This is a genomic window from Streptomyces sp. NPDC020983 (assembly GCF_044333485.1).
Lineage (GTDB): Bacteria > Actinomycetota > Actinomycetes > Streptomycetales > Streptomycetaceae > Actinacidiphila.
Window position 1 is genome coordinate 417,985 of record NZ_JBIRRA010000008.1, and the last position, 20,017, is coordinate 438,001.

Below are 20,017 nucleotides of genomic sequence, written 5' to 3' on the forward strand. Positions count from 1 at the left end.
GCTCGGCCTCCAGGTGAAACATGCCGCCGGGCCGGCCGCCCCGCCCGCCCGGTCAGACCCCGATCGGGTGCCAGACCGTCTTCGTCTCCAGCCAGGACGTCAGGCGTGACGTGCCCGGATCCGCCGTCCAGTCCTCGGCGGAGGGGCGGCGGACACGCTTGAGGGTGTCGGCCGCGGAGGCCTCCAGCTCCGCCGCCAGCGCGGGGTCGGCGCCGGTCAGGTCGAGAGCGTTGACGTCCTGGTGGGCGGCGAGGGGCGCCGACAGCTCGGCGGTGCGGCCGGAGAGGATGTTCACCACGCCGGAGGGGACGTCGGAGGAGGCCAGGACCTCGCCGAAGCTCAGGGCGGGGAGGGGCGAGCCCTCGGAGGCGACGACCACCGCGGTGTTGCCCGTCGCGATGACCGGGGCCAGGACGGAGACCAGGCCGAGCAGCGAGGAGTCCTGCGGGGCCAGCACCGCGACCACGCCCGTCGGCTCGGGGGTCGAGAGGTTGAAGAAGGGGCCGGCCACCGGGTTGGCGCCGCCGACGACCTGGGCGATCTTGTCCGTCCAGCCCGCGTACCAGACCCAGCGGTCGACCGCCGCGTCCACCGCCGCGGCGGCCCTGGACTTCGACAGCCCCTCCGCCTCGCCGACCTCGCGCACGAACTGCTCGCGCCGTCCCTCCAGCATCTCCGCGACGCGGTAGAGGACCTGGCCGCGGTTGTACGCCGTCGCGCCCGACCAGCCGGGCACCGCCTTGCGCGCCGCGACGACCGCGTCCCGCGCGTCCTTGCGGGACGCGAGCGGCGCGTTGGCCAGCCACCCGCCGCTCTTGGAGTCCGTCACCTCGTACACCCGGCCGCTCTCGGAACGCGGGAACTTCCCGCCCACGTACAGCTTGTAGGTCTTGAAGACCGTGAGTCGCGCCTGCTGCGCGGACTTCTCAGACAGCCCCATTGGTCGCGTTCCCCTTCTCACTCGCCCGCTCGCCCGTCCGGCCGTCCGCTGCCGCGAGGTAGCCCTCCAGGCCGTGGCGGCCGCCTTCACGCCCGTACCCGGACTCCTTGTAGCCGCCGAACGGCGACGTCGGGTCGAACTTGTTGAACGTGTTCGCCCACACCACCCCCGCCCGCAGCTTGCTCGCCATCGACAGGATGCGCGAACCCTTCTCCGTCCAGATGCCCGCCGACAGCCCGTACGGCGTGTTGTTGGCCTTCTCGACCGCCTCCGCCGGGGTGCGGAAGGTCAGCACGGACAGCACCGGGCCGAAGATCTCCTCGCGGGCGATGCGGTGCGCCTGCGTCACTCCCGTGAAGAGCGTCGGGGCGAACCAGTAGCCCGCCGAGGGGAGTTCGCACGCCGGGGACCAGCGCTCGGCGCCCTCCGACTCGCCCGCCTCGGCGAGCGCGGTGATACGGGCCAGCTGCTCGGCGGAGTTGATCGCGCCGATGTCGGTGTTCTTGTCCAGCGGGTCGCCGACCCGCAGCCGGGCCATCCGCCGCTTCAGCGCGTCCAGCAGCTCGTCCTGCACGGACTCCTGCACCAGCAGGCGCGAGCCCGCGCAGCACACGTGGCCCTGGTTGAAGAAGATGCCGTCGACGATGCCCTCGACGGCCTGGTCGATCGGGGCGTCGTCGAAGACGATGTTCGCGGCCTTGCCGCCGAGTTCGAGCGTGACCTTCTTGCGGGTGCCCGCGACGCTGCGGGCGATGGCCCGGCCGACCTCCGTCGAGCCGGTGAAGGCGACCTTGTCGACGTCCTCGTGCGCGACGAGCGCGGCGCCCGCGTCGCCGTAGCCCGGAAGGATGTTGACGACACCGCGCGGCAGCCCGGCCTGGCGGCAGACGTCGGCGAAGAACAGCGCCGAGAGCGGCGTGGTCTCGGCGGGCTTGAGCACCACCGTGTTGCCGGTGGCGAGCGCCGGGGCGATCTTCCAGGCCAGCATCAGCAGCGGGAAGTTCCACGGGATGACCTGCCCTGCGACGCCCAGCGGCCGCGGGTCGGGGCCGAAACCGGCGTAGGCGAGCTTGTCGGCCCAGCCGGCGTAGTAGAAGAAGTGCGCGGCCACGAGCGGGAGGTCGACGTCCCGCGTCTCGCGGATCGGCTTGCCGTTGTCGAGTGTTTCGAGGACGGCCAGCTCGCGCGAGCGTTCCTGGAGGATGCGCGCGATGCGGAAGAGGTACTTGCCGCGCTCGGCGCCCGGCAGCGCGCTCCACGCGGGGAAGGCCCTGCGGGCGGCGGCGACGGCGCGGTCGACGTCCGCCTCGCCCGCGCGGGCGACCTCGGCGAGCACCTCCTCGCTCGACGGCGAGACGGACGTGAAGACCCGGCCGTCGGCGGCGTCGGCGAACTCGCCGTCGATGAACAGGCCGTAGGACGGCGCGAGGTCGACGATCGCCCGGGACTCGGGCGCGGGGGCGTAGGGGAAGAGGCTGTCGGTCATCGCGTTCAGTCCACCGTGACGTAGTCGGGGCCGGAGTAGCGGCCGGTCCTGAGCTTCTGGCGCTGCATCAGCAGGTCGTTGAGCAGGCTGGAGGCGCCGAAGCGGAACCAGTCGGGCGAGAGCCAGTCGTCGCCGACCGTCTCGTTGACCATGACCAGGTACTTGATCGCGTCCTTGGACGTCCGGATGCCGCCCGCGGGCTTGACCCCGACCTGCACGCCGACCGCGTCGCGGAAGTCGCGTACGGCCTCCAGCATGAGCAGCGTGTTCGCGGGCGTCGCGTTGACGGCGACCTTGCCCGTCGAGGTCTTGATGAAGTCCGCGCCGGCCAGCATCGCCAGCCACGAGCAGCGGCGGATGTTGTCGTACGTCGCCAGCTCGCCGTTCTCGAAGATCACCTTGAGGTGCGCGGACGTCCCGTCGCCACGGGCGCAGGCCTGCTTGACCGCGCGGATCTCCTCGAAGACCTGCAGGTACCGGCCGGCCAGGAAGGCGCCGCGATCGATGACCATGTCGATCTCGTCGGCCCCGGCGGCGACCGCGTCCGCGGTGTCCGCGAGCTTGACGGGCAGGCTCGTGCGGCCCGCGGGGAAGGCCGTCGCGACGGACGCGACCGCGATCCCCGAATCCGCGCCGAGCGCCTCGCGGGCCACGCCCGCCATGTCCGGGTAGACGCAGATCGCCGCGACGTGCGGGGCCGTCGCGTCGGTGGGATCGGGCCGACGGCCCTTCGCGCACAGCGCCCGCACCTTGCCGGGGGTGTCGGAGCCCTCCAGCGTCGTGAGGTCGATCATCGATATGGCCAGGTCGATGGCATACGCCTTCGCGGTCGTCTTGACCGAGCGCGTACCGAGGCCGGCGGCGCGGGCCTCCAGGCCGACGGCGTCGACACCGGGCAGCCCGTGCAGGAACCTCCGCAGGGCGGTGTCCGAGGCGGTGACGTCCGCCATGCCGGCGAGGCGGGCGGCTGCGCCGGAGGCGTGGGCGGGAACAACTTTGGGCATGGTCACCGGCCCAGCATATCTACGCGCGTAGCGGTGTCGCTACCCCCCCTCGGCGGAGAGGGACCGCCGTGGGCGGGCCTCCCGCGGGCGCCCCTCGCCCCGGGGGGACGGCGCCCTGCCGGCGTGCGGGCCCCGGGCTCCGGGACGTGTCTAGGGTGGGCGGGATGGAGATCATCGTACTCAGCGGGCCCTCGGGCTCGGGCAAGACCACCGTCGCGGAAATCCTCGCCGGGAGCAGGCTCTTCCCGGCCGTGCACCTGCACACGGACGACTTCTACGCGGCGATCAGGCAGGGGTTCGTGGCCCCGTACCTGCCGCAGGCCCAGGCGCAGAACGACGTCGTCACCGGGGTCCTCGCGCGGGCCGCGGCCGGGTACGCCGCGGGCGGATACCACGTGGTGGTGGACGGGGTGATCGGGCCGTGGTACCTGGACGCGTACCGGGAGGCGGCTCGGGAGGCGGGGGTCGGGCTGGTGTACGTCGTCCTGCGGCCGGACCGTGAGACCGCGCTCACGCGGGGGACGACGCGCTCGCCGCATCCACTGACCGACCGGGAGGTCCTCGGCGGGATATACGACGGCTTCGCGGATCTCGGCCCGTACGAGGAGAACGTCCTCGACTCGGGCGGCCTCACGGCGGAGGAGACCGCGGACGCGGTGCTCCGACGTGTGGAGTCGGCTCACTAGGGGACCGCTTCACTGGTTCAGTGGTATGTTAGTGGACTAATGAACCTACGTACCCCGGGAGCCGAGCCCATGGCACCAGTTCCGGACAGCGGCGGCCCGCTCTTCGCGCAGATCGCCGCCTCCCTCGCGGACCAGATCGCCGACGGCGGGCTCGGCGAGGACGAACGGATCCCGTCCACCAACGACCTCGCCGCCTTCCACCGGGTCAACCCGGCGACCGCCGCCCGCGCGCTGGGCTCGCTCGTCGACGACGGGCTCGCGGAGAAGCGGCGGGGGGTCGGCATGTTCGTCGCGAAGGGAGCACGCGAGCGGCTGCTGGAGGCACGGCGCCGGGAGTTCGCCGAGCGGTACGTGCGGCCGCTGGTCGTCGAGGCCGCGCGCCTCGGGCTCGACGAGGCCGAGCTGCTCGCGCTGGTCCGGGACGAGCGGGGCGCGGTCAGCCTGTCCGCGGGCAGCGTCTCGTGACCGGGCCCGCCGTCATCTCGCTGGCCGGCGTCACCCGCCGCTTCGGCGGCCCCGGCGGCCACCACGCGCTGTCCGGCGTCACCGTCGACGTGCAGGCTCCCGCCGTCGTCGGCCTGCTGGGCCGCAACGGCGCCGGCAAGACCACCCTGCTGCGCACGCTGGCCGGCCAGGACTTCCCCTCGTCCGGGACGGTCCGCGTGCTCGGCGCGGATCCGGTCGAGAACGACGCCGTGCTGCGCCGGACGATCCTCATCCGCGAGGACCAGACCTACCCCGACCTGAAGGTCCGCCAGGCGATCGCGGCCGGCGCGCTCTTCCACCCGAACTGGGACGCGGAGCTGGCCGCCGAGCTGCTGGAGGCGTACGAGCTGCCGCAGGACCGCAGCATCAAGAAGCTCTCGCGCGGTATGCGCGCGGCCCTCGGCATCGTCCTCGGCCTGGCCGCGCACGCCGAGGTGACGCTCCTCGACGAGCCGGTCGCCGGGCTCGACGCCGTGGTGCGGGACATGTTCTACCGGCACCTCCTGGCCGACTTCACCGCCCACCCGCGCTGCGTCATCCTCTCCACCCACCTCATCGACGAGGTCGCCGACCTGCTGGAACGCGTCCTCGTCCTCGACCACGGCCGGCTGGTCCTGGACGCCCTCACCGACGACCTGCGCGGCAACGCCGTCACCGTGACCGGCCCCACCGCCGGCGTCGAGCGCTTCGTCGCCGACCGCCCCACGCTCAGCCGCCGGGCGCTGGCCGGGCGGACGACCGCCGTCATGGCCGGCCGCCTCGACGACCGCGACCGGCAGCTCGCCGAGCACCTGCGGCTCGACCTGCGCCCGCTCACCCTCCAGCAGCTCGCGATGCACGCCGCCGACAGCGGCGGCCGCGCCGCCCTCACCCCGGCAGGGACCGTCTGACGATGCCCACGACCTGGCCCACCAGCATGTCCGTACCCGCGCTGCCCGGCGCCTCGCCCGTCCTGACCGTCGTCCGCTACCTGCTGCTGGACCGCTTCACCTACCTCGTCATGCCCTGGGTGTGGGCCGCCTTCGCCTTCGCCCTGGACGCCGTGATCCTCCAGCTCACCCCCGCCGGCCACGCGGCCCACCGCTGGGTGGGCGGGCTGGCCGCCGTCTTCCTCGTCGTCTTCGCGATCGCCGTCCAGACCGTGGCCAGGGCCCTGCCCTTCGGCATCGCGCTCGGCGTCAGCCGCCGCACGTACTTCCTCGGGGCCGCGCTGCTGGCCGTGGCGCTCGCGGTGTGCTTCGGCGCCGCCGTCGCGATCGGCCAGGCCGCCGAGCGCGCGACCGACGGGTGGGGCATGAACATGGCCTACTTCCGCGTCCCCGGAGTCCTCGACGGCTCGTGGTGGCAGACGTGGCTCGGCGCCGCGGCCGCCTTCGTCATGCTCTTCGCGTACGGCATGTGGTACGGCCTGGTCTTCCGCCGCGCCGGGCTCATCGGCACGGTCACCTTCGCCGGGGCCCAGGGCGTGCTGCTCACCCTCGCGGCCGCGGTCGTCACCTGGCTGCACGGCTGGACCCGGTTCGCGCACTTCTTCACCGTCACCGCGCTCTTCCCCGCCGTCATGGCAGCGGTGGCGGTGATCCTTCTGGCCGGCGGACTGGCCACGGTCCGCCGGCTGTCCATCTGAGCGCGCCGCCGGTGGCGCTGCCGGTTAGCGCCGCCGGTGGCACCGGCCACCTGAGCGTGCTGCCGGTGGCGCCACCGGTCGAGACGGGAACGCAACCGGGTCGTGGCCTGCCGGGCGCCGGCCGTCGGGCACAATCGGTCCTTATGACGAGTCCGAGGTCCGACCGCCCGAGCCCGCCGGACGGCGGCGGCCCGGGGCAGCCCGCGTACGCCGACCGGTCCTACCGCTCCACGGCCGGGATGATCAGCGGTGCCGGCCTGCTCGTCGTCGCCTGCTGGCTCGGCGGCGACGCGATCGCCCACGGCAAGGGCCACACCCCGTGGTTCGCCATCGCCGGGCTGCTGCTCGCCCTGCCGATCGTCATCGCCCTCACGCTGCGCCCCGCCGTCTTCGCGAACTCCGAGCGGATCCGGGTGCGCAACCCCTTCCGCACCATCACCGTGCCGTGGACCGGCGTCGACGGCGTGCGGTCGTCGTACACGACCGAGCTGCTGGCCGGTGGCAAGAAGTACCAGCTCTGGGCGATCCCGGTCTCGCTGCGCGCGCGCAAACGGGCCGCGCGGCAGGACGCCCGGGCGAAGGCCGCGGGCGACGACGCCTTCACACCCGGCCGCAGCGGCGGCCGCCCGCCCTACGGCCGGCGCCCGGCACCCCTGCCCGGCGCAGACCAGACGATCCGGGCGTGGTCCGACCAGGCCCTGGCCGAACTGCGCGAGCTGGCGGAGGCCCGCGAGGGCACCGGCGACCCCGCGGCCCCGGAATCGGCACCGGTGGTGCGCTGGTGCTGGGAGGTGCTCGCCCCGGCGCTCGCGGGCGCGGTGGTCCTGATCGTCCTGTCCGCGATCAGCTGACCCGGCCCTCCCGGCCTGCGCGGGGCCCGGCTCCCTGCGCGGGGCCCGGCTCCCTGCGCGGGGCCCGGCTCCCTGCACGGGGCCGGCCGCCCCGTGCAGGAGGCGGCCGGACCGCCGGACGATCAGATCAGGCCCTGGGCCAGCATCGCGTCCGCGACGAGCTCGAAGCCCGCGATGTTGGCGCCCACCACGTAGTTGCCGGGGCTGCCGTAACGCGCCGCCGTGGTGTAGCAGGAATCGTGGATGTGGCGCATGATCTCCGCCAGCCGCTCCTCGGTGTGCGTGAAGGTCCACGAGTCGCGCGAGGCGTTCTGCTGCATCTCCAGGGCACTGGTGGCCACACCGCCGGCGTTCGCCGCCTTGCCCGGCGCGAAGGCGACGCCCGCCTCCTGGAAGACCCGCACCGCCTCCGGCGTGGTGGGCATGTTCGCGCCCTCCGCGACAGCCTTCACACCGCCCCGCACCAGCGCCAGGGCGTCGGTCTCGTGCAGCTCGTTCTGCGTCGCGCAAGGCAGGGCCACGTCGCAGGGGACGTGCCACACGCCCGCGCCCTCCACGTACGACACGCGCGAGCCGCGCCGCTGCGCGTACTCCGACACACGGCCGCGGCCGACCTCCTTGACCTCCTTCAGCAGACCAAGGTCGATGCCCTCGTCGTCCACCACGTAGCCGGAGGAGTCGGAACACGTCACGACGGTCGCGCCGAGCTGCTGCGCCTTCTCGATCGCGTAGATCGCCACGTTGCCCGAGCCCGAGACGGCGACACGCTGCCCCTCCAGCGACTCGCCGCGGCTGCGCAGCATCTCGGCGGTGAAGAGCACGCAGCCGTACCCCGTCGCCTCCGTACGCGCCTGCGCGCCGCCCCAGCCCAGGCCCTTGCCCGTCAGGACGCCCGACTCGAAGCGGTTGGTGATCCGCTTGTACTGGCCGAACAGGTAGCCGATCTCCCGGCCGCCCACGCCGATGTCGCCCGCCGGCACGTCCGTGTGCTCGCCGAGATGGCGGTGCAGCTCGGTCATGAACGACTGGCAGAAGCGCATGACCTCCGCGTCCGAACGGCCCTTCGGGTCGAAATCCGCGCCCCCCTTCCCGCCGCCGATCGGCATGCCCGTGAGCGCGTTCTTGAAGATCTGCTCGAAGCCCAGGAACTTCACGATCCCGAGATTCACCGAGGGGTGGAAGCGCAGCCCGCCCTTGTACGGCCCGAGGACGCTGCTGAACTCCACCCGGAAACCGCGGTTGACGTGGATGTCCCCGTTGTCGTCCGCCCACGGCACCCGGAAGATCAGCTGCCGCTCCGGCTCGCAGATCCGCTCGACGATCCGCGCGTCCCTGAACTCCGGACGCTGCTCCAGCACCGGGCCCAGCGTCTCCAGGACCTCGCGGACCGCCTGGTGGAATTCGGTCTCGCCCTGGTTGCGCCGCAGGATCTCTGCGTAGAGCGGCTCGATCACGCGCATACGGGTGTGCCTTTCGTTACTCGTGGAATCGCGCGCGCTGTGGCACCCCGTCCCCGGGGGTCGCAGCGGCCCCCCGGCGTTTGACACAGCCATTCTCCCTGCCCGGCGGCCCCGCCGGGTGGGCGGACGGGCGCGGGTCGCGCCGTTCCCCGCGCCCGTGACGGGGTTCCGCTTGCGGCGGGCGGTCCGCGGGGTGCTCCGCGGGGGCTTTGCGCTGCGGGGGTGCGTGGTGCGGTTCGCCGCGCGATCTTCTGCCGGTGGGGGCTGGTCGCGCAGTTCCCCGCGCCCCTGAGGGGGTGCCGCTTGCGGTGGGCGGTTTGCCTTTCCGCCGGTGGTGGGTTGCTCGCGCAGTTCCTCGCGCCCCTGGGGTCATCCGGCGGGGCATCGCGCACTCCGTGCGGGGGTGGGGTCGGGTGCCACTCCGGGGGTACCTCCTCGGAATGCGCGTCTGACCTCCCCCGTGTCCGGTGAGGGAGTAGGTGCGCATTCCTGCGGGGGCACCCCCGGATCGTCCCCCTCCCGGCGTCTCGTGGGCGGCTGCCTGCCGGTGGGGGTGAAGTCTCTGCAGGGACTGCGGTTGGCCCCCGACGGCGAATGCGCCCCACAGGTGGACCGTCAGCCGACATCTGTCCCGCACGGGTGGTGGGGGTGGGAGCACCCCGCGCCGCCAGGCGCGGGAAACCCCCACGGCGGGCAAGCCGCAAATGCACCCCGGGCGGGCACCGCCCGAGCGCGGCGGCGCCAGGCGCGGGCACCCCTGCGGCGGGCAGCCGCGAGCTCGCCCCGGGTGGGTACCGCCCGAAACGGCGCCGCCAGGCGCGGGCACCCCTGCGGCGGGGCAGCCGCAAATGCACCCCGGGCGGGCGCCGTCCGACGTACCCCCGGCGGCGGGCAGCCGCGAGCTCGCCCCGGGTGGGTACCGCCCGAAGCGGCGCCGCCAGGCGCGGGAACCCCCGCCGGGTGGGGGGTGGGGCTACAGGCCCGCCGCCGAGGCGAGGGCGGGTTTGAGGGCGGAGAGGAGGGCGGCGGCCCGGGCGCGGGCGGCGGGCAGGTCGGAGTCCGGGTGCAGCACGACCTCCAGGTAGCACTTGACCTTGGGCTCCGTCCCGCTGGGCCGGACGACGACGCGCGCGCCGGCCACGCCCTCGCCGGCGAGGGTGTAGCGCAGGCCGTCCGTGGGCGGCAGGCCGTCCACACCCTCGCGCAGGTCTTCCGCGGAGGTGACGGTCAGGCCCGCGAGCCCGGTGGGCGGGTGGGCCCGCAGGCGGGCCATCGCGCCGGTGATGACGGCGAGGTCGTCGACCCGTACGGAGAGCTGGTCGGTCGCGTGCAGCCCGTGCACGAGGGCGAGCCCGTCCAGCTCGTCCGCGAGGGTGCGGCCCGCCCGCCGGGCCTCCGCGGCCATCTCGGCGATGAGCAGTGCGGCGGTGACGCCGTCCTTGTCCCTGACACCGGCGGGGTCGACGCAGTAGCCGAGCGCCTCCTCGTAGCCGTAGCGCAGGCCGGGGACGCGGGCGATCCATTTGAAGCCGGTGAGCGTGTCCTCGTAGCCGAGGCCGGCGTGGGCGGCGATCTTCGACAGCAGGGAGGAGGAGACGATGCTCGCCGCGAAGACGTCCCGGCCGGGCTTCGCGGCGCCGCGCCGGACGAGGTGGGCGGCGAGCAGCGCGCCCAGCTCGTCCCCGCGCAGCATGCGCCAGCCGGCGTCCGCGGACGGGTCGGGGACGGCCACGGCGCAGCGGTCGGCGTCCGGGTCGTTGGCGATGACGAGGTCCGGGGAGGCGCTCCGCGCGGTCCTGAAGGCGAGATCCATCGCCCCCGGCTCCTCCGGGTTGGGGAAGGTGACGGTCGGGAAGTCCGGGTCGGGTGCGGCCTGCTCGGCGACCGCCAGGGGCGCGGGGAATCCCGCGCGGGCGAAGGCCGCGGTCAGTGTCTCCAGGCCCACGCCGTGCAGCGGCGTGTAGACGGTGGCGAGCTCACGCGCGCTGTCCGGGGCGAGCACGCCGGTGGCGCGCTCCAGATAGGCGGCGAGCACGTCCTCGCCGAGGACCTCCCAGCCGTCCGCCAGCGGTACGGACGCCAGCGGCCCCACCGCCGCGATCCGCGCGGCGATCTCCGCGTCGGCGGGCGGGACGATCTGCGAACCGTCGCCCAGGTAGACCTTGTAGCCGTTGTCCTGCGGCGGGTTGTGGCTCGCCGTCACCATCACCCCGGCGGCGACGCCCAGTTCGCGGATCGCGAAGGCCAGCACCGGCGTCGGCAGCGGGCGGGGCAGCACATACGCGCGCAGGCCCGCGCCCGTCATCACCGCGGCCGTGTCCCGCGCGAAATCCGCGGACTTGTGCCGGGCGTCGTAGCCCACCACGACGGAACCGCCGGGACCGAGATACGCCGCCAGGCCCGCGGCCGCGCGGATCACGACCGCCCGGTTCATCCGGTTCGGGCCCGCGCCCAGCGCGCCGCGCAGCCCCGCCGTCCCGAACTCCAGCGTGCCCGCGAAACGGTCCGCCAGCTCCGCGGACTCTCCCGCGGCGATCAGCGCGGTCAGCTCCGCCCGGGTCTCGGGGTCGGGGTCCTCCGCGGCCCACGCGCGGGCGCGGGCGAGCAGGTCGGTCATGGGAGCCGGTTCCCTTCGTTCGGTGGCGTCAGAGACGGGCGAGCAGGTCCGCGAGGAGCGTGCCCATCCGGGTGGCCGACTCGCGGCCCGCCGCGAGCACCTCCTCGTGGTTGAGCGGCTCGCCCGTCATCCCCGCGGCCAGATTCGTGACCAGCGAGACGCCCAGCACCTCCGCGCCCGCCTCACGGGCGGCGATCGCCTCCAGTGCCGTGGACATGCCCACCAGGTCCCCGCCGATCGCCCGGATCATGCCGATCTCGGCGGGCGTCTCGTAGTGCGGGCCGGGCAACTGCACGTACACGCCCTCGTCGAGCGTCGGGTCTATCTCCCGGCACAGCGCCCGCAGCCGCGGCGAATACAGGTCCGTGAGGTCCACGAAGTTCGCGCCCGCGATGGGGGAGGCCGCGGTCATGTTGATGTGGTCGCTGATCAGCACCGCCTGGCCCGGGCGGTACCCGGGCCGCAGGCCGCCGCAGCCGTTCGTCAGCACCACGGTCTTCACCCCGGCGGCCACCGCCGTACGCACCCCGTGCACCACGCTCGCCACGCCGTGGCCCTCGTACAGGTGCGTACGCCCCAGGAACACCAGCGCCCGCACCCCGCCGACCCGCACCGAACGCAGCCGGCCCGCGTGACCCGCCACCGCGGGGACCGGGAAGCCCGGCAGATCGGTGAAGGACAGCTCGACGTCGGCCGCCCCCAGCGCGTCGGCCGCGGGCACCCAGCCCGAGCCCAGGACCAGGGCGACGTCGTGCGTCTGCGCGCGGGTCAGCTCGCGCAGGCGGGCGGCGGCGGCGTCGGCCGCGGCGTAGGGCTCGGGGTTCACGGAAGCGTTCACGCGCAGAGCGTAGCCTGTTTGCCCCTACGCGCGTAGACGCCCCCTGTGGTTTGCCCGCCCCCACCCCGGCGGCGGGCCCCCAACGCCCCCTCCGCGCCTGCCGGCGCCGCGCCGCTTCGGGCGATGCCCGGTTGCCGTGCGTGGGCGGGTGCCCCGCCGCGGGGTGCCGCGCTCGGCCGGTGGCCGTCCAGGGTGCGTGGGCGGCTGACCCGCCGCGGGGGGTTCCCGCGCCTTGCGGCGCCGCTTCGGGCGGTGCCCGGTTGCCGGTGCGTTGGCGGCTTGCCCGCCGTGGGGGTTTCCCGCGCCTGGCGGCGCGGGGTGTTCCCACCCCCACCACCCGTGCGGGACAGATGTCGGCTGACGGTCCGCCTGTGGGGCGCATTCGCCGTCGGGGGCGAACCGCAGTCCCTGCAGAGACTTCACCCCCACCGGCAGGCAGCCGCCACACCGGCCCGGGAGGGGGACGATCCGGGGGTGCCCCCGCAGGAATGCGCACCCCACCGCCCAACGAACACGTCATGACGTCAGACGCGCATTCCGAGGAGGTACCCCCGGAGTGGCACCCGACCCCACCCCCGCACGAAGCGCGCGATGCCCCGCCGGATGACCCCAGGGGCGCGGGGAACTGCGCGACCAGCCCCCACCGGCAGAAGATCGCGCGGCACACCGCACCAGGCACCCCGCAGCGCAAAAACGGGCGCGGGAACGGCGCGCTCAGCCCCCGCCGGGCGGAAGGCGAACCGCCCGCCGCAAGCGGCACCCCCCGGGGCGCGAGGAACTGCGCGCTCAGCCCCCGCCGGGCGGAAGGCGAACCGCCCGCCGCAAGCGGCACCCCCCGGGGCGCGGGAACGGCGCGCTCAGCCCCCGCCGGGCGAGAGGCGAACCGCCCAGCGCAAGGGGCAGCCCCCCGGGGCGCGGGGGACGTGGGGGGTCAGCCACTACGAGGGGGACAGGCCCGCCGGCCAGGCGTCAGCACGGACGCTTGCGCAGCTCCATCACGTAGTCGTGGGGCGCCCCGGCCGACTCCGCCGCGTCGGCGATCTCGCCGAGGTAGCGCGCGGACGGCAGTCCGCCCTCGTAGTCGTCGAGGACGTACACCCACGCCGGCACGTCGCCGTCGAGCGTGTGGACGCGGACGGTCGTGCGGCGGTACATGCCGAGGGGGACGCCCTCCCACCGGTCGAGGGACTCCTCGTCGATCGGTGCGATGTCGTAGAGGCCGACGAAGACCTGGTGCGCCGGGTCCTCGACGAGCGTGGCGAGCGCGCCTTCCCAGCCCATCTGCTCGCCGCCGAAGGTGAGGCGCCAACCGGTCAGCCAGCCCGTGCCGCGCAGCGGGGAGTGCGGTGCGCGGCGGGTCATCAGCCGCGCGTCGAGGTTGCCTGCGTAGGCGGCGTAGAGCGACATGACGTCGAGAGTACGGGAGCGGTATCGGCGCCGCGTAAGGACGCAGGCGGGGGCCGTGCGGGGGCCGCCCTGCGGCGGACGGGCGAAGGGACGTGCCCCGCGCGGTCGCATCTTGGCGCGTGCGGGACAATGGGGTACGTGACAAGGATCGTGATCATCGGTGGCGGACCCGGCGGCTACGAGGCGGCGCTGGTGGCGGCGCAGCTCGGCGCGGAGGTGACGGTCGTCGACTGCGACGGCCTGGGCGGTGCGTCGGTGCTGACCGACTGCGTACCGTCGAAGACCCTGATCGCCACCGCCGAGGTCATGACGACCTTCGACTCCTCCTACGAGGAGCTGGGCATCATCGTGACGGACGACGCGCCGCCGGAGGCGAGGTCCGCGCGGGTGGTCGGCGTCGACCTGGGCAAGGTCAACCGGCGGGTGAAGCGGCTCGCGCTCGCGCAGTCGCACGACATCACCGCGTCCGTGACGCGTGCGGGCGCGAAGGTGATGCGCGGCCGGGGCCGGCTGGAGGGCCCGCAGACGGCGGAGGGCACCCGGACGGTCGTGGTGACGGCCGCCGACGGTACGGAGGAGCGGCTGACGGCCGAGGCCGTGCTGATCGCGACGGGCGCGCGGCCGCGTGAGCTGCCGGACGCGATGCCGGACGGTGAGCGGATCCTGACCTGGACGCAGGTCTACGACCTGGACGAGCTGCCGCGCGAGCTGATCGTGGTGGGCTCGGGTGTGACGGGTGCGGAGTTCGCGGGCGCGTACCAGGCGCTGGGCTCGAAGGTGACGCTGGTGTCGTCGCGCGACCGGGTGCTGCCCGGCGAGGACCCGGACGCCGCGGCGGTGCTGGAGGACGTGTTCCGGCGCCGCGGCATGAACGTGATGTCGCGCTCGCGCGCGCAGTCGGTCAAGCGGGTGGGCGACGGCGTGGAGGCGACGCTGACGGACGGCCGGGTCATCACCGGCACGCACTGCCTGATGGCGGTCGGCGCGATCCCGAACACCGCGGGGATGGGCCTGGAGGAGGCGGGCGTCAAGCTCACCGAGTACGGCCACGTGTGGACGGACAAGGTGTCGCGGACCAGCGCGTCGGGCGTGTACGCGGCCGGGGACGTCACGGGTGTCTTCGCGCTCGCGTCGGTCGCGGCGATGCAGGGCCGTATCGCGATGTACCACTTCCTCGGCGACGCGGTCGCGCCGCTGAACCTGAAGACGGTGTCGTCGAACGTCTTCACCGACCCGGAGATCGCGACCGTGGGCTACACGCAGGCGGACGTGGACTCGGGGCGGATCGACGCCCGGCTGGTGAAGCTGCCGCTGCTGCGCAACCCGCGGGCGAAGATGCAGGGCATCCGGGACGGCTTCGTGAAGATCTTCTGCCGTCCGGGCACGGGCATCGTGGTGGGCGGTGTGGTGGTCGCGCCGAGGGCCAGCGAGCTGATCCACCCGATCTCGCTCGCGGTCGACAACAGCCTGACGGTGGAGCAGATCGCGAACGCCTTCACCGTCTACCCGTCGCTGTCCGGCTCGATCGCGGAGGTCGCCCGGCAGCTGCACAACCGCGGGAATTAGCGAACGTACGGTCGGTCTGTAGCACTTCGCGGTCTGTTTCGCGCGGAACTTCGCTGTACTGGTGCAAAACGCTGAAAGCAGCGATCGATGGGGTTACTGTCGGTTTCGTGTTCGCTGCAGAACGTCGCCAATTGATCCTGGAAATGGTGCGGGCCAACGGAGCGGTGTCGCTCCGGGAACTCGCCCGTGTCGTCCAGACCTCCGAAGTGACCGTGCGCCGTGATGTGCGGGCACTGGAGGCCGAAGGACTACTCGACCGCCGGCACGGCGGTGCGGTGCTGCCGGGCGGGCTCACCCGCGAGTCCGGCTTCCCGCAGAAATCCCATCTAGCGACCGCGGAGAAGACGGCCATCGCCGATCTCGCGGCCTCGCTCGTGGTCGAGGGCGAGGCCATCGTCGTCGGCGCGGGCACCACCACGCAGGAGCTGGCCCGGCGGCTCGCCCGGGTGCCGGGGCTCACCGTGGTGACCAACTCGCTGCTGGTGGCGCAGGCGCTCGCGCACGCCAACCGGGTGGAGGTCGTCATGACCGGCGGGACGCTGCGCGGCTCCAACTACGGGCTGGTCGGCAGCGGGGCGGAGCAGTCCCTCCAGGGGCTGCGGGTCTCCCGGGCGTTCCTGTCCGGCGCGGGGCTGACGGCCGAGCGCGGGCTCTCGACGTCCAACATGCTCGCGGCCAGCGTGGACCGGGCGCTCGTGCAGGCGGCCGCCGAGGTCGTCGTCCTGGCCGACCACACCAAGCTCGGGGCCGACACCATGTTCCAGACGGTGCCGACCGACCTGATCACCCATCTGGTCACGGACGAGCCGCCGCCCGGCGAGGAGCGCGCGGCCACCGAGCTCCAGGCGCTCGCCGACCGCGGGGTGCAGCTCGTCGTCGCCCCGTCGCCCGGGGCGGTCCCCGAGGCGGCGCCGCGCGAGCCGCTGCCGGCGCCGCGCCGCCCGCACGGGCTGCGGCCGCCCGCCGTGCCGCGGCTCGCGGACCTGCGGCCGCACTGAGCGGGCCGCAGCGGGCGGGCCGCGCGCCTCAGGTGCCGGGGGTGACGATGCCGCGGACGGCGAGGTTCATCAGGCGGTCGAAGGTGCCCTTGTCCTCCGGGTTCTGCTCGGCGATCGTGATGAGCCCGGTGGTGAGCCTGAGCAGGTCGCTCATGGAGACGTCGGGCCGCACCTCGCCGGCGTCCTGCGCGCGGGCCAGCAGGGTGTTGCCCGCGTCGTGCAGCAGCACCTTGCACTGCCGCATGTGCCCGTCGGAGTCGGCGGCGATCCGCGCGGACAGCCCGCGGTAGGCGGTGGCGTGCACCGCCACCGCCTTCAGCCATGCCAGCAGGGCGGGCAGCGGCTCCTCCTGCTCCACCAGTTCGCGGGCGCGTGCGGTGAGCGCGTCCAGCTCGCTGACGAAGACCGCGCTCATGAGCGCCGACCGGTCGGGGAAGTGCCGGTAGAGGGTGCCGATGCCGACGCCCGCGTGCCGGGCGATGTCCTCCAGCGCCGCATCCGTGCCGTGCACGATGAACGCCTGCCGGGCCTCCTCCAGTAGCCGGTCGTAGTTGCGTTGCGCGTCTGCCCGCATGCGGTCCTGCCTCCCGGCCTCGGGGACGCCGTCCCGGCGGTCGTGTGCCGGGTCCGGAGAAGTCCCTCCCGGAAACGATGGTAAATCCGGAGGCTCCCTCCGTATATTTATCGGAGGCAACCTCCGTTTCTGCTGCCCGATCTCTCCGCTGGAGGCCACTCCGTCATGCCCTCATCCGTTCTGCGCGACCGGGACGGCCACGACGCCGCCACCCGCACGCCGCCCCCCGGCCGCGCGCACGCCCTGCTCGCCCTCGCCGCCATCCTCGGCACCCAGCTGATGCTGCTGCTGGACCTGACGGTGGTGAACGTCGCCCTGCCCGGCATAGGCACCCACCTGGGCTTCTCCGCCACGGGGATGTCCTGGGTGCTCAACGTCTACGCCCTCGCCTTCGGCGGTCTGCTGCTGCTCGGCAGCCGCATCGGCGACCTCGTCGGGCGGCGCACGGCACTGGTCTGGGGCGTCGCCGCCTTCACCCTCGCCTCGGTGCTCGGCGGCCTCGCGAACGACGCCACCACCCTGCTGGTCGCCCGCGGCCTCCAGGGCGCCGCGGCCGCGCTCGCCGCCCCCAGCACGCTCGCGCTCATCGCCACGAACTTCCGCGAGGGCGCCGAGCGCAACCGCGCCCTCAGCGTCTTCTCGGCCGTCGCCGGCGCCGGGTCCGCGGTCGGGCTCACGCTCGGCGGCATGCTCACCGACTGGGGTTCGTGGCGCTGGGTCTTCTTCGTCAACATCCCGATCGGCGCGGCCGTCGTCCTGCTCGGTCCGCGCTACATCACCGAGACCGCACGGCACCGCGGCGGCCGCTTCGACGTCGCGGGCGCCCTCACCGGCACCCTCGGCACGGCCTGCCTGGTCTACGCCTTCATCCGGGTCGGCGAGAGCTCCTGGGGCGACGCCCGCGCGCTGACCGCCTTCGCCGTCGCGGGCGCGCTGCTCGCGGCCTTCCTCGTCAACGAGACCCGGGCGCCGCACCCGCTGGTGGTGCTGCGGCTGTTCGCCGACCGCAACCGCTCCCTGGCGTACGCGGTGATGGTGCTGGTGCCCGCCGCGATGTCCAGCATCTTCTACTTCTCCACCCAGTACCTGCAGGGCTACCTGCACTACAGCCCGCTCAGGACCGGCGTCGCCTTCCTGTCGCTGGCCCTGCCGCTCTTCGTGGCCGCGCGCCTCGCCCCCCGGCTGCTGGCCCGCTTCGGCGCCCGCAACGTCGCGGCCTCCGGGCTCGCGGTGACGCTGGCCGGGGCCGTCCTGATCACCCGGCTCGGCGCGTCCGACGGCTTCGCGCGGGGTGTGCTGCCGACGATGGTCCTCATGGGCTTCGGCATCGGCTGGACGATGATGCCGCTCAACACCGTCATCCTGTCGGGTGTCGCGCCCGCGGACGCCGGGTCGGCCTCCGGGCTGCTCCAGACGATGCAGCAGGTCGGCGGCAGCCTGGGACTGTCGGTGCTGGTCACCGTCTTCGGCACGGTCTCCCGGCACCACCGGCACGACCCGTTCATCCACGGGGTGGACGCCGCCTTCCTGCTCGCGGTCGTCTTCGTCGCCCTCGCGCTGGCCTTGGTGCTCGCGCTGCGGCTGCCGCCGCGCAAGCCCCTCGCCACCGGCGGCTGACCCCCGGTCACGTACGCGCGAACGCGCGCGGCGCGGCGCCCCGTCCGGGGCACCGCGCCGCGCGTGGTGGTACGGGTGCGTCAGTCCTTGATCTCGCAGATCACGGCGCCCGACGACACCGAGGCGCCGACCTCGGCCTTGAGGCCGACGATCGTGCCGGAGCGGTGCGCGTTGAGCGGCTGCTCCATCTTCATGGCCTCCAGGACCACGATCAGGTCGCCCTCGGTGACCTGCTGGTTCTCCTCGACCGCGACCTTGACGATGGTGCCCTGCATCGGCGAGGGCAGCGAGTCGCCGGACACCGCCGCCGCGGCGCGCTGCGTGGCGCGCCGCTTGGGCTTGGCGCCCGCGGCCAGCCCGGTGCGGGCCAGGGACATGCCGAGCGACGCCGGGAGGGAGACCTCCAGGCGCTTGCCGCCGACCTCGACGACGACCGTCTCGCGGGGGCCCTGCGCCTCGTCCTCGTCCACGGCCGAGCCCGCGAAGGGCGGGATCGTGTTGACGAACTCGGTCTCGATCCACCGGGTGTGGACGCTGAAGGGGCCCTTCGGCGGCGCGAACGCCGGATCCCGGACCACCACGCGGTGGAAGGTGAGCGCGGTGGCCATGCCCTCGACCTGGAACTCGTCGAGCGCGCGGGCCGCCCGCTGGAGCGCCTGCTCGCGCGTCGCGCCGGTCACGACCAGCTTGGCCAGCAGCGAGTCCCACGCCGGGCCGATGACGCTGCCGGACTCCACGCCCGCGTCCAGCCGGACACCGGGACCTGACGGGGCGACGAACTTCGTCACCGTTCCCGGGGCGGGCAGGAAGCCGCGGCCCGGGTCCTCGCCGTTGATCCGGAATTCGAAGGAGTGCCCGCGCAGCGGCGGGTCGTCGTAGCCCAGCTCCTCGCCGTCCGCGATCCGGAACATCTCGCGCACCAGGTCGATGCCGGAGACCTCCTCGGTGACCGGGTGCTCGACCTGGAGCCGGGTGTTGACCTCCAGGAAGGAGATCGTGCCGTCCTGGCCGACGAGGAATTCGCACGTGCCCGCGCCCTCGTACTTCGCCTCGCGCAGGATCGCCTTCGAGGCGGCGTACAGCTGCGCGTTCTGCTCCGGCGTCAGGTACGGCGCCGGGGCCTCCTCGACGAGCTTCTGGTGGCGGCGCTGGAGCGAGCAGTCACGGGTGGAGACGACCACCACGTTGCCGTGCTTGTCGGCCAGGCACTGCGTCTCGACGTGCCGCGGCCGGTCCAGGTAGCGCTCCACGAAGCACTCGCCGCGCCCGAAGGCGGCGACCGCCTCGCGCACCGCCGAGTCGTACAGCTCCGGGACCTCCTCCAGCGTGCGGGCGACCTTCAGGCCGCGCCCGCCGCCGCCGAAGGCGGCCTTGATGGCGATCGGCAGGCCGTGCTCCTTCGCGAAGGACACGACCTCCTCGGCGCCCGACACCGGGTCGGGCGTGCCCGCGACGAGCGGCGCGCCGGCGCGCTGGGCGATGTGGCGTGCCGCGACCTTGTCGCCCAGGTCGCGGATGGCCTGCGGCGGCGGCCCGATCCAGTTCAGCCCGGCGTCCAGCACGGCCTGCGCGAATTCGGCGTTCTCCGACAGGAAGCCGTAGCCGGGGTGCACGGCGTCGGCCCCCGACTCGGCAGCCGCCTTGAGCACCTTCGCGATGTCCAGGTAGCTGGTGGCCGGGGTGTCGCCGCCCAGTGCGTACGCCTCGTCGGCCGCGCGGACATGCAGCGCGTCCCGGTCGGGGTCCGCGTAGACGGCTACGCTGGCGATCCCGGCATCCCGGCAGGCACGGGCGACGCGTACTGCGATTTCACCGCGGTTGGCGATGAGCACCTTGCGCACGATGGCTCCCTCCATGAAA

At 73.8% G+C, this 20,017-nt stretch carries 17 protein-coding genes; 8 read left to right on the top strand and 9 right to left on the bottom strand.

Going from position 1 to position 20,017, the window contains the following annotated elements; genetic code table 11:
- Positions 1 to 52: 52 nt before the first annotated feature.
- From ACH4SE_RS20985 to deoC, 3 genes are read right to left on the bottom strand one after another with little or no spacing between them, the layout of a single operon-like run.
- A complete protein-coding gene (locus tag ACH4SE_RS20985) occupies positions 53 to 940 on the bottom strand; it encodes an aldehyde dehydrogenase family protein (protein WP_398544900.1) in 888 nt (295 codons plus the stop codon).
- A complete protein-coding gene (locus tag ACH4SE_RS20990) occupies positions 927 to 2,426 on the bottom strand; it encodes an aldehyde dehydrogenase family protein (protein ID WP_398544901.1) in 1,500 nt (499 codons plus the stop codon). Before ACH4SE_RS20990 ends, ACH4SE_RS20985 begins: the two co-directional genes overlap by 14 nt.
- A 5-nt stretch (positions 2,427 to 2,431) precedes the next feature.
- Positions 2,432 to 3,430 carry a deoxyribose-phosphate aldolase gene (gene deoC / locus ACH4SE_RS20995; protein ID WP_398544939.1) on the bottom strand — a complete coding sequence of 333 codons (999 nt, stop codon included), beginning with the start codon at positions 3,428 to 3,430 and terminating at the stop codon, positions 2,432 to 2,434.
- Positions 3,431 to 3,594: 164 nt separating this feature from the next.
- Between deoC and ACH4SE_RS21000 the strand changes: the two genes are divergently transcribed.
- From ACH4SE_RS21000 to ACH4SE_RS21020, 5 genes are all read left to right on the top strand, one after another.
- On the top strand, positions 3,595 to 4,116 hold the full coding sequence (locus tag ACH4SE_RS21000) for an AAA family ATPase (RefSeq protein ID WP_398544902.1): 522 nt from the start codon (positions 3,595 to 3,597) through the stop codon (positions 4,114 to 4,116).
- A gap of 69 nt (positions 4,117 to 4,185) precedes the next feature.
- Complete coding sequence (locus ACH4SE_RS21005) at positions 4,186 to 4,581, top strand: GntR family transcriptional regulator (RefSeq protein WP_398544903.1); 396 nt, start codon at positions 4,186 to 4,188, stop codon at positions 4,579 to 4,581.
- Positions 4,578 to 5,492, top strand: a complete 915-nt coding sequence (locus tag ACH4SE_RS21010) for an ATP-binding cassette domain-containing protein (RefSeq protein WP_398544904.1) — start codon at positions 4,578 to 4,580, stop codon at positions 5,490 to 5,492. Before ACH4SE_RS21005 ends, ACH4SE_RS21010 begins: the two co-directional genes overlap by 4 nt.
- Before the next feature lie 2 nt (positions 5,493 to 5,494).
- Complete coding sequence (locus tag ACH4SE_RS21015) at positions 5,495 to 6,229, top strand: hypothetical protein (RefSeq protein ID WP_398544905.1); 735 nt, start codon at positions 5,495 to 5,497, stop codon at positions 6,227 to 6,229.
- 143 nt (positions 6,230 to 6,372) lie between these two features.
- A complete protein-coding gene (locus ACH4SE_RS21020) occupies positions 6,373 to 7,080 on the top strand; it encodes a PH domain-containing protein (protein WP_398544906.1) in 708 nt (235 codons plus the stop codon).
- Between the two features lie 122 nt (positions 7,081 to 7,202).
- Here ACH4SE_RS21020 and gdhA read toward each other — a convergent pair whose 3' ends face one another.
- The 4 genes from gdhA to ACH4SE_RS21040 form a co-directional block, all read right to left on the bottom strand.
- Positions 7,203 to 8,540, bottom strand: coding sequence for an NADP-specific glutamate dehydrogenase (gene gdhA / locus ACH4SE_RS21025; RefSeq protein WP_398544907.1), 1,338 nt, complete (start codon positions 8,538 to 8,540; stop codon positions 7,203 to 7,205).
- Between the two features lie 973 nt (positions 8,541 to 9,513).
- The gene (locus ACH4SE_RS21030; protein ID WP_398544908.1) at positions 9,514 to 11,157 is read right to left on the bottom strand and encodes a phospho-sugar mutase; all 1,644 of its coding nucleotides are present in this window, start codon (positions 11,155 to 11,157) and stop codon (positions 9,514 to 9,516) included.
- A 28-nt stretch (positions 11,158 to 11,185) separates the two neighbouring features.
- Positions 11,186 to 11,995 carry a purine-nucleoside phosphorylase gene (locus ACH4SE_RS21035; RefSeq protein WP_398544909.1) on the bottom strand — a complete coding sequence of 270 codons (810 nt, stop codon included), beginning with the start codon at positions 11,993 to 11,995 and terminating at the stop codon, positions 11,186 to 11,188.
- 969 nt (positions 11,996 to 12,964) lie between these two features.
- On the bottom strand, positions 12,965 to 13,402 hold the full coding sequence (locus ACH4SE_RS21040; protein WP_398544910.1) for a gamma-glutamylcyclotransferase: 438 nt from the start codon (positions 13,400 to 13,402) through the stop codon (positions 12,965 to 12,967).
- Between the two features lie 129 nt (positions 13,403 to 13,531).
- Between ACH4SE_RS21040 and ACH4SE_RS21045 the strand changes: the two genes are divergently transcribed.
- Both ACH4SE_RS21045 and ACH4SE_RS21050 read left to right on the top strand, forming a co-directional pair.
- Positions 13,532 to 14,968 carry an NAD(P)H-quinone dehydrogenase gene (locus ACH4SE_RS21045; RefSeq protein ID WP_398544911.1) on the top strand — a complete coding sequence of 479 codons (1,437 nt, stop codon included), beginning with the start codon at positions 13,532 to 13,534 and terminating at the stop codon, positions 14,966 to 14,968.
- A gap of 107 nt (positions 14,969 to 15,075) precedes the next feature.
- The gene (locus ACH4SE_RS21050; RefSeq protein ID WP_398544912.1) at positions 15,076 to 15,966 is read left to right on the top strand and encodes a DeoR/GlpR family DNA-binding transcription regulator; all 891 of its coding nucleotides are present in this window, start codon (positions 15,076 to 15,078) and stop codon (positions 15,964 to 15,966) included.
- 28 nt (positions 15,967 to 15,994) lie between these two features.
- Here the strand turns inward: ACH4SE_RS21050 and ACH4SE_RS21055 are convergent, their stop codons facing one another.
- Positions 15,995 to 16,540 carry a TetR/AcrR family transcriptional regulator gene (locus ACH4SE_RS21055; protein WP_398544913.1) on the bottom strand — a complete coding sequence of 182 codons (546 nt, stop codon included), beginning with the start codon at positions 16,538 to 16,540 and terminating at the stop codon, positions 15,995 to 15,997.
- Positions 16,541 to 16,705: 165 nt separating this feature from the next.
- Between ACH4SE_RS21055 and ACH4SE_RS21060 the strand changes: the two genes are divergently transcribed.
- Entirely contained in the window at positions 16,706 to 18,157 is a 1,452-nt protein-coding gene (locus ACH4SE_RS21060) for an MFS transporter (protein WP_398544914.1), read from the top strand.
- A gap of 80 nt (positions 18,158 to 18,237) precedes the next feature.
- Here the strand turns inward: ACH4SE_RS21060 and ACH4SE_RS21065 are convergent, their stop codons facing one another.
- A complete protein-coding gene (locus tag ACH4SE_RS21065) occupies positions 18,238 to 19,998 on the bottom strand; it encodes an acetyl/propionyl/methylcrotonyl-CoA carboxylase subunit alpha (RefSeq protein ID WP_398544940.1) in 1,761 nt (586 codons plus the stop codon).
- Positions 19,999 to 20,017 lie beyond the last annotated feature (19 nt).

Coding starts and splice junctions, on each gene's coding strand:
- ACH4SE_RS20985 (WP_398544900.1), bottom strand. CDS start 940: ATGGGGCTGTCTGAGAAGTCCGCGCAGCAGGCGCGACTCACGGTCTTC.
- ACH4SE_RS20990 (WP_398544901.1), bottom strand. CDS start 2,426: ATGACCGACAGCCTCTTCCCCTACGCCCCCGCGCCCGAGTCCCGGGCG.
- deoC (WP_398544939.1), bottom strand. CDS start 3,430: ATGCCCAAAGTTGTTCCCGCCCACGCCTCCGGCGCAGCCGCCCGCCTC.
- ACH4SE_RS21000 (WP_398544902.1), top strand. CDS start 3,595: ATGGAGATCATCGTACTCAGCGGGCCCTCGGGCTCGGGCAAGACCACC.
- ACH4SE_RS21005 (WP_398544903.1), top strand. CDS start 4,186: ATGGCACCAGTTCCGGACAGCGGCGGCCCGCTCTTCGCGCAGATCGCC.
- ACH4SE_RS21015 (WP_398544905.1), top strand. CDS start 5,495: ATGCCCACGACCTGGCCCACCAGCATGTCCGTACCCGCGCTGCCCGGC.
- ACH4SE_RS21020 (WP_398544906.1), top strand. CDS start 6,373: ATGACGAGTCCGAGGTCCGACCGCCCGAGCCCGCCGGACGGCGGCGGC.
- gdhA (WP_398544907.1), bottom strand. CDS start 8,540: ATGCGCGTGATCGAGCCGCTCTACGCAGAGATCCTGCGGCGCAACCAG.
- ACH4SE_RS21030 (WP_398544908.1), bottom strand. CDS start 11,157: ATGACCGACCTGCTCGCCCGCGCCCGCGCGTGGGCCGCGGAGGACCCC.
- ACH4SE_RS21040 (WP_398544910.1), bottom strand. CDS start 13,402: ATGTCGCTCTACGCCGCCTACGCAGGCAACCTCGACGCGCGGCTGATG.
- ACH4SE_RS21045 (WP_398544911.1), top strand. CDS start 13,532: ATGGGGTACGTGACAAGGATCGTGATCATCGGTGGCGGACCCGGCGGC.
- ACH4SE_RS21055 (WP_398544913.1), bottom strand. CDS start 16,540: ATGCGGGCAGACGCGCAACGCAACTACGACCGGCTACTGGAGGAGGCC.
- ACH4SE_RS21060 (WP_398544914.1), top strand. CDS start 16,706: ATGCCCTCATCCGTTCTGCGCGACCGGGACGGCCACGACGCCGCCACC.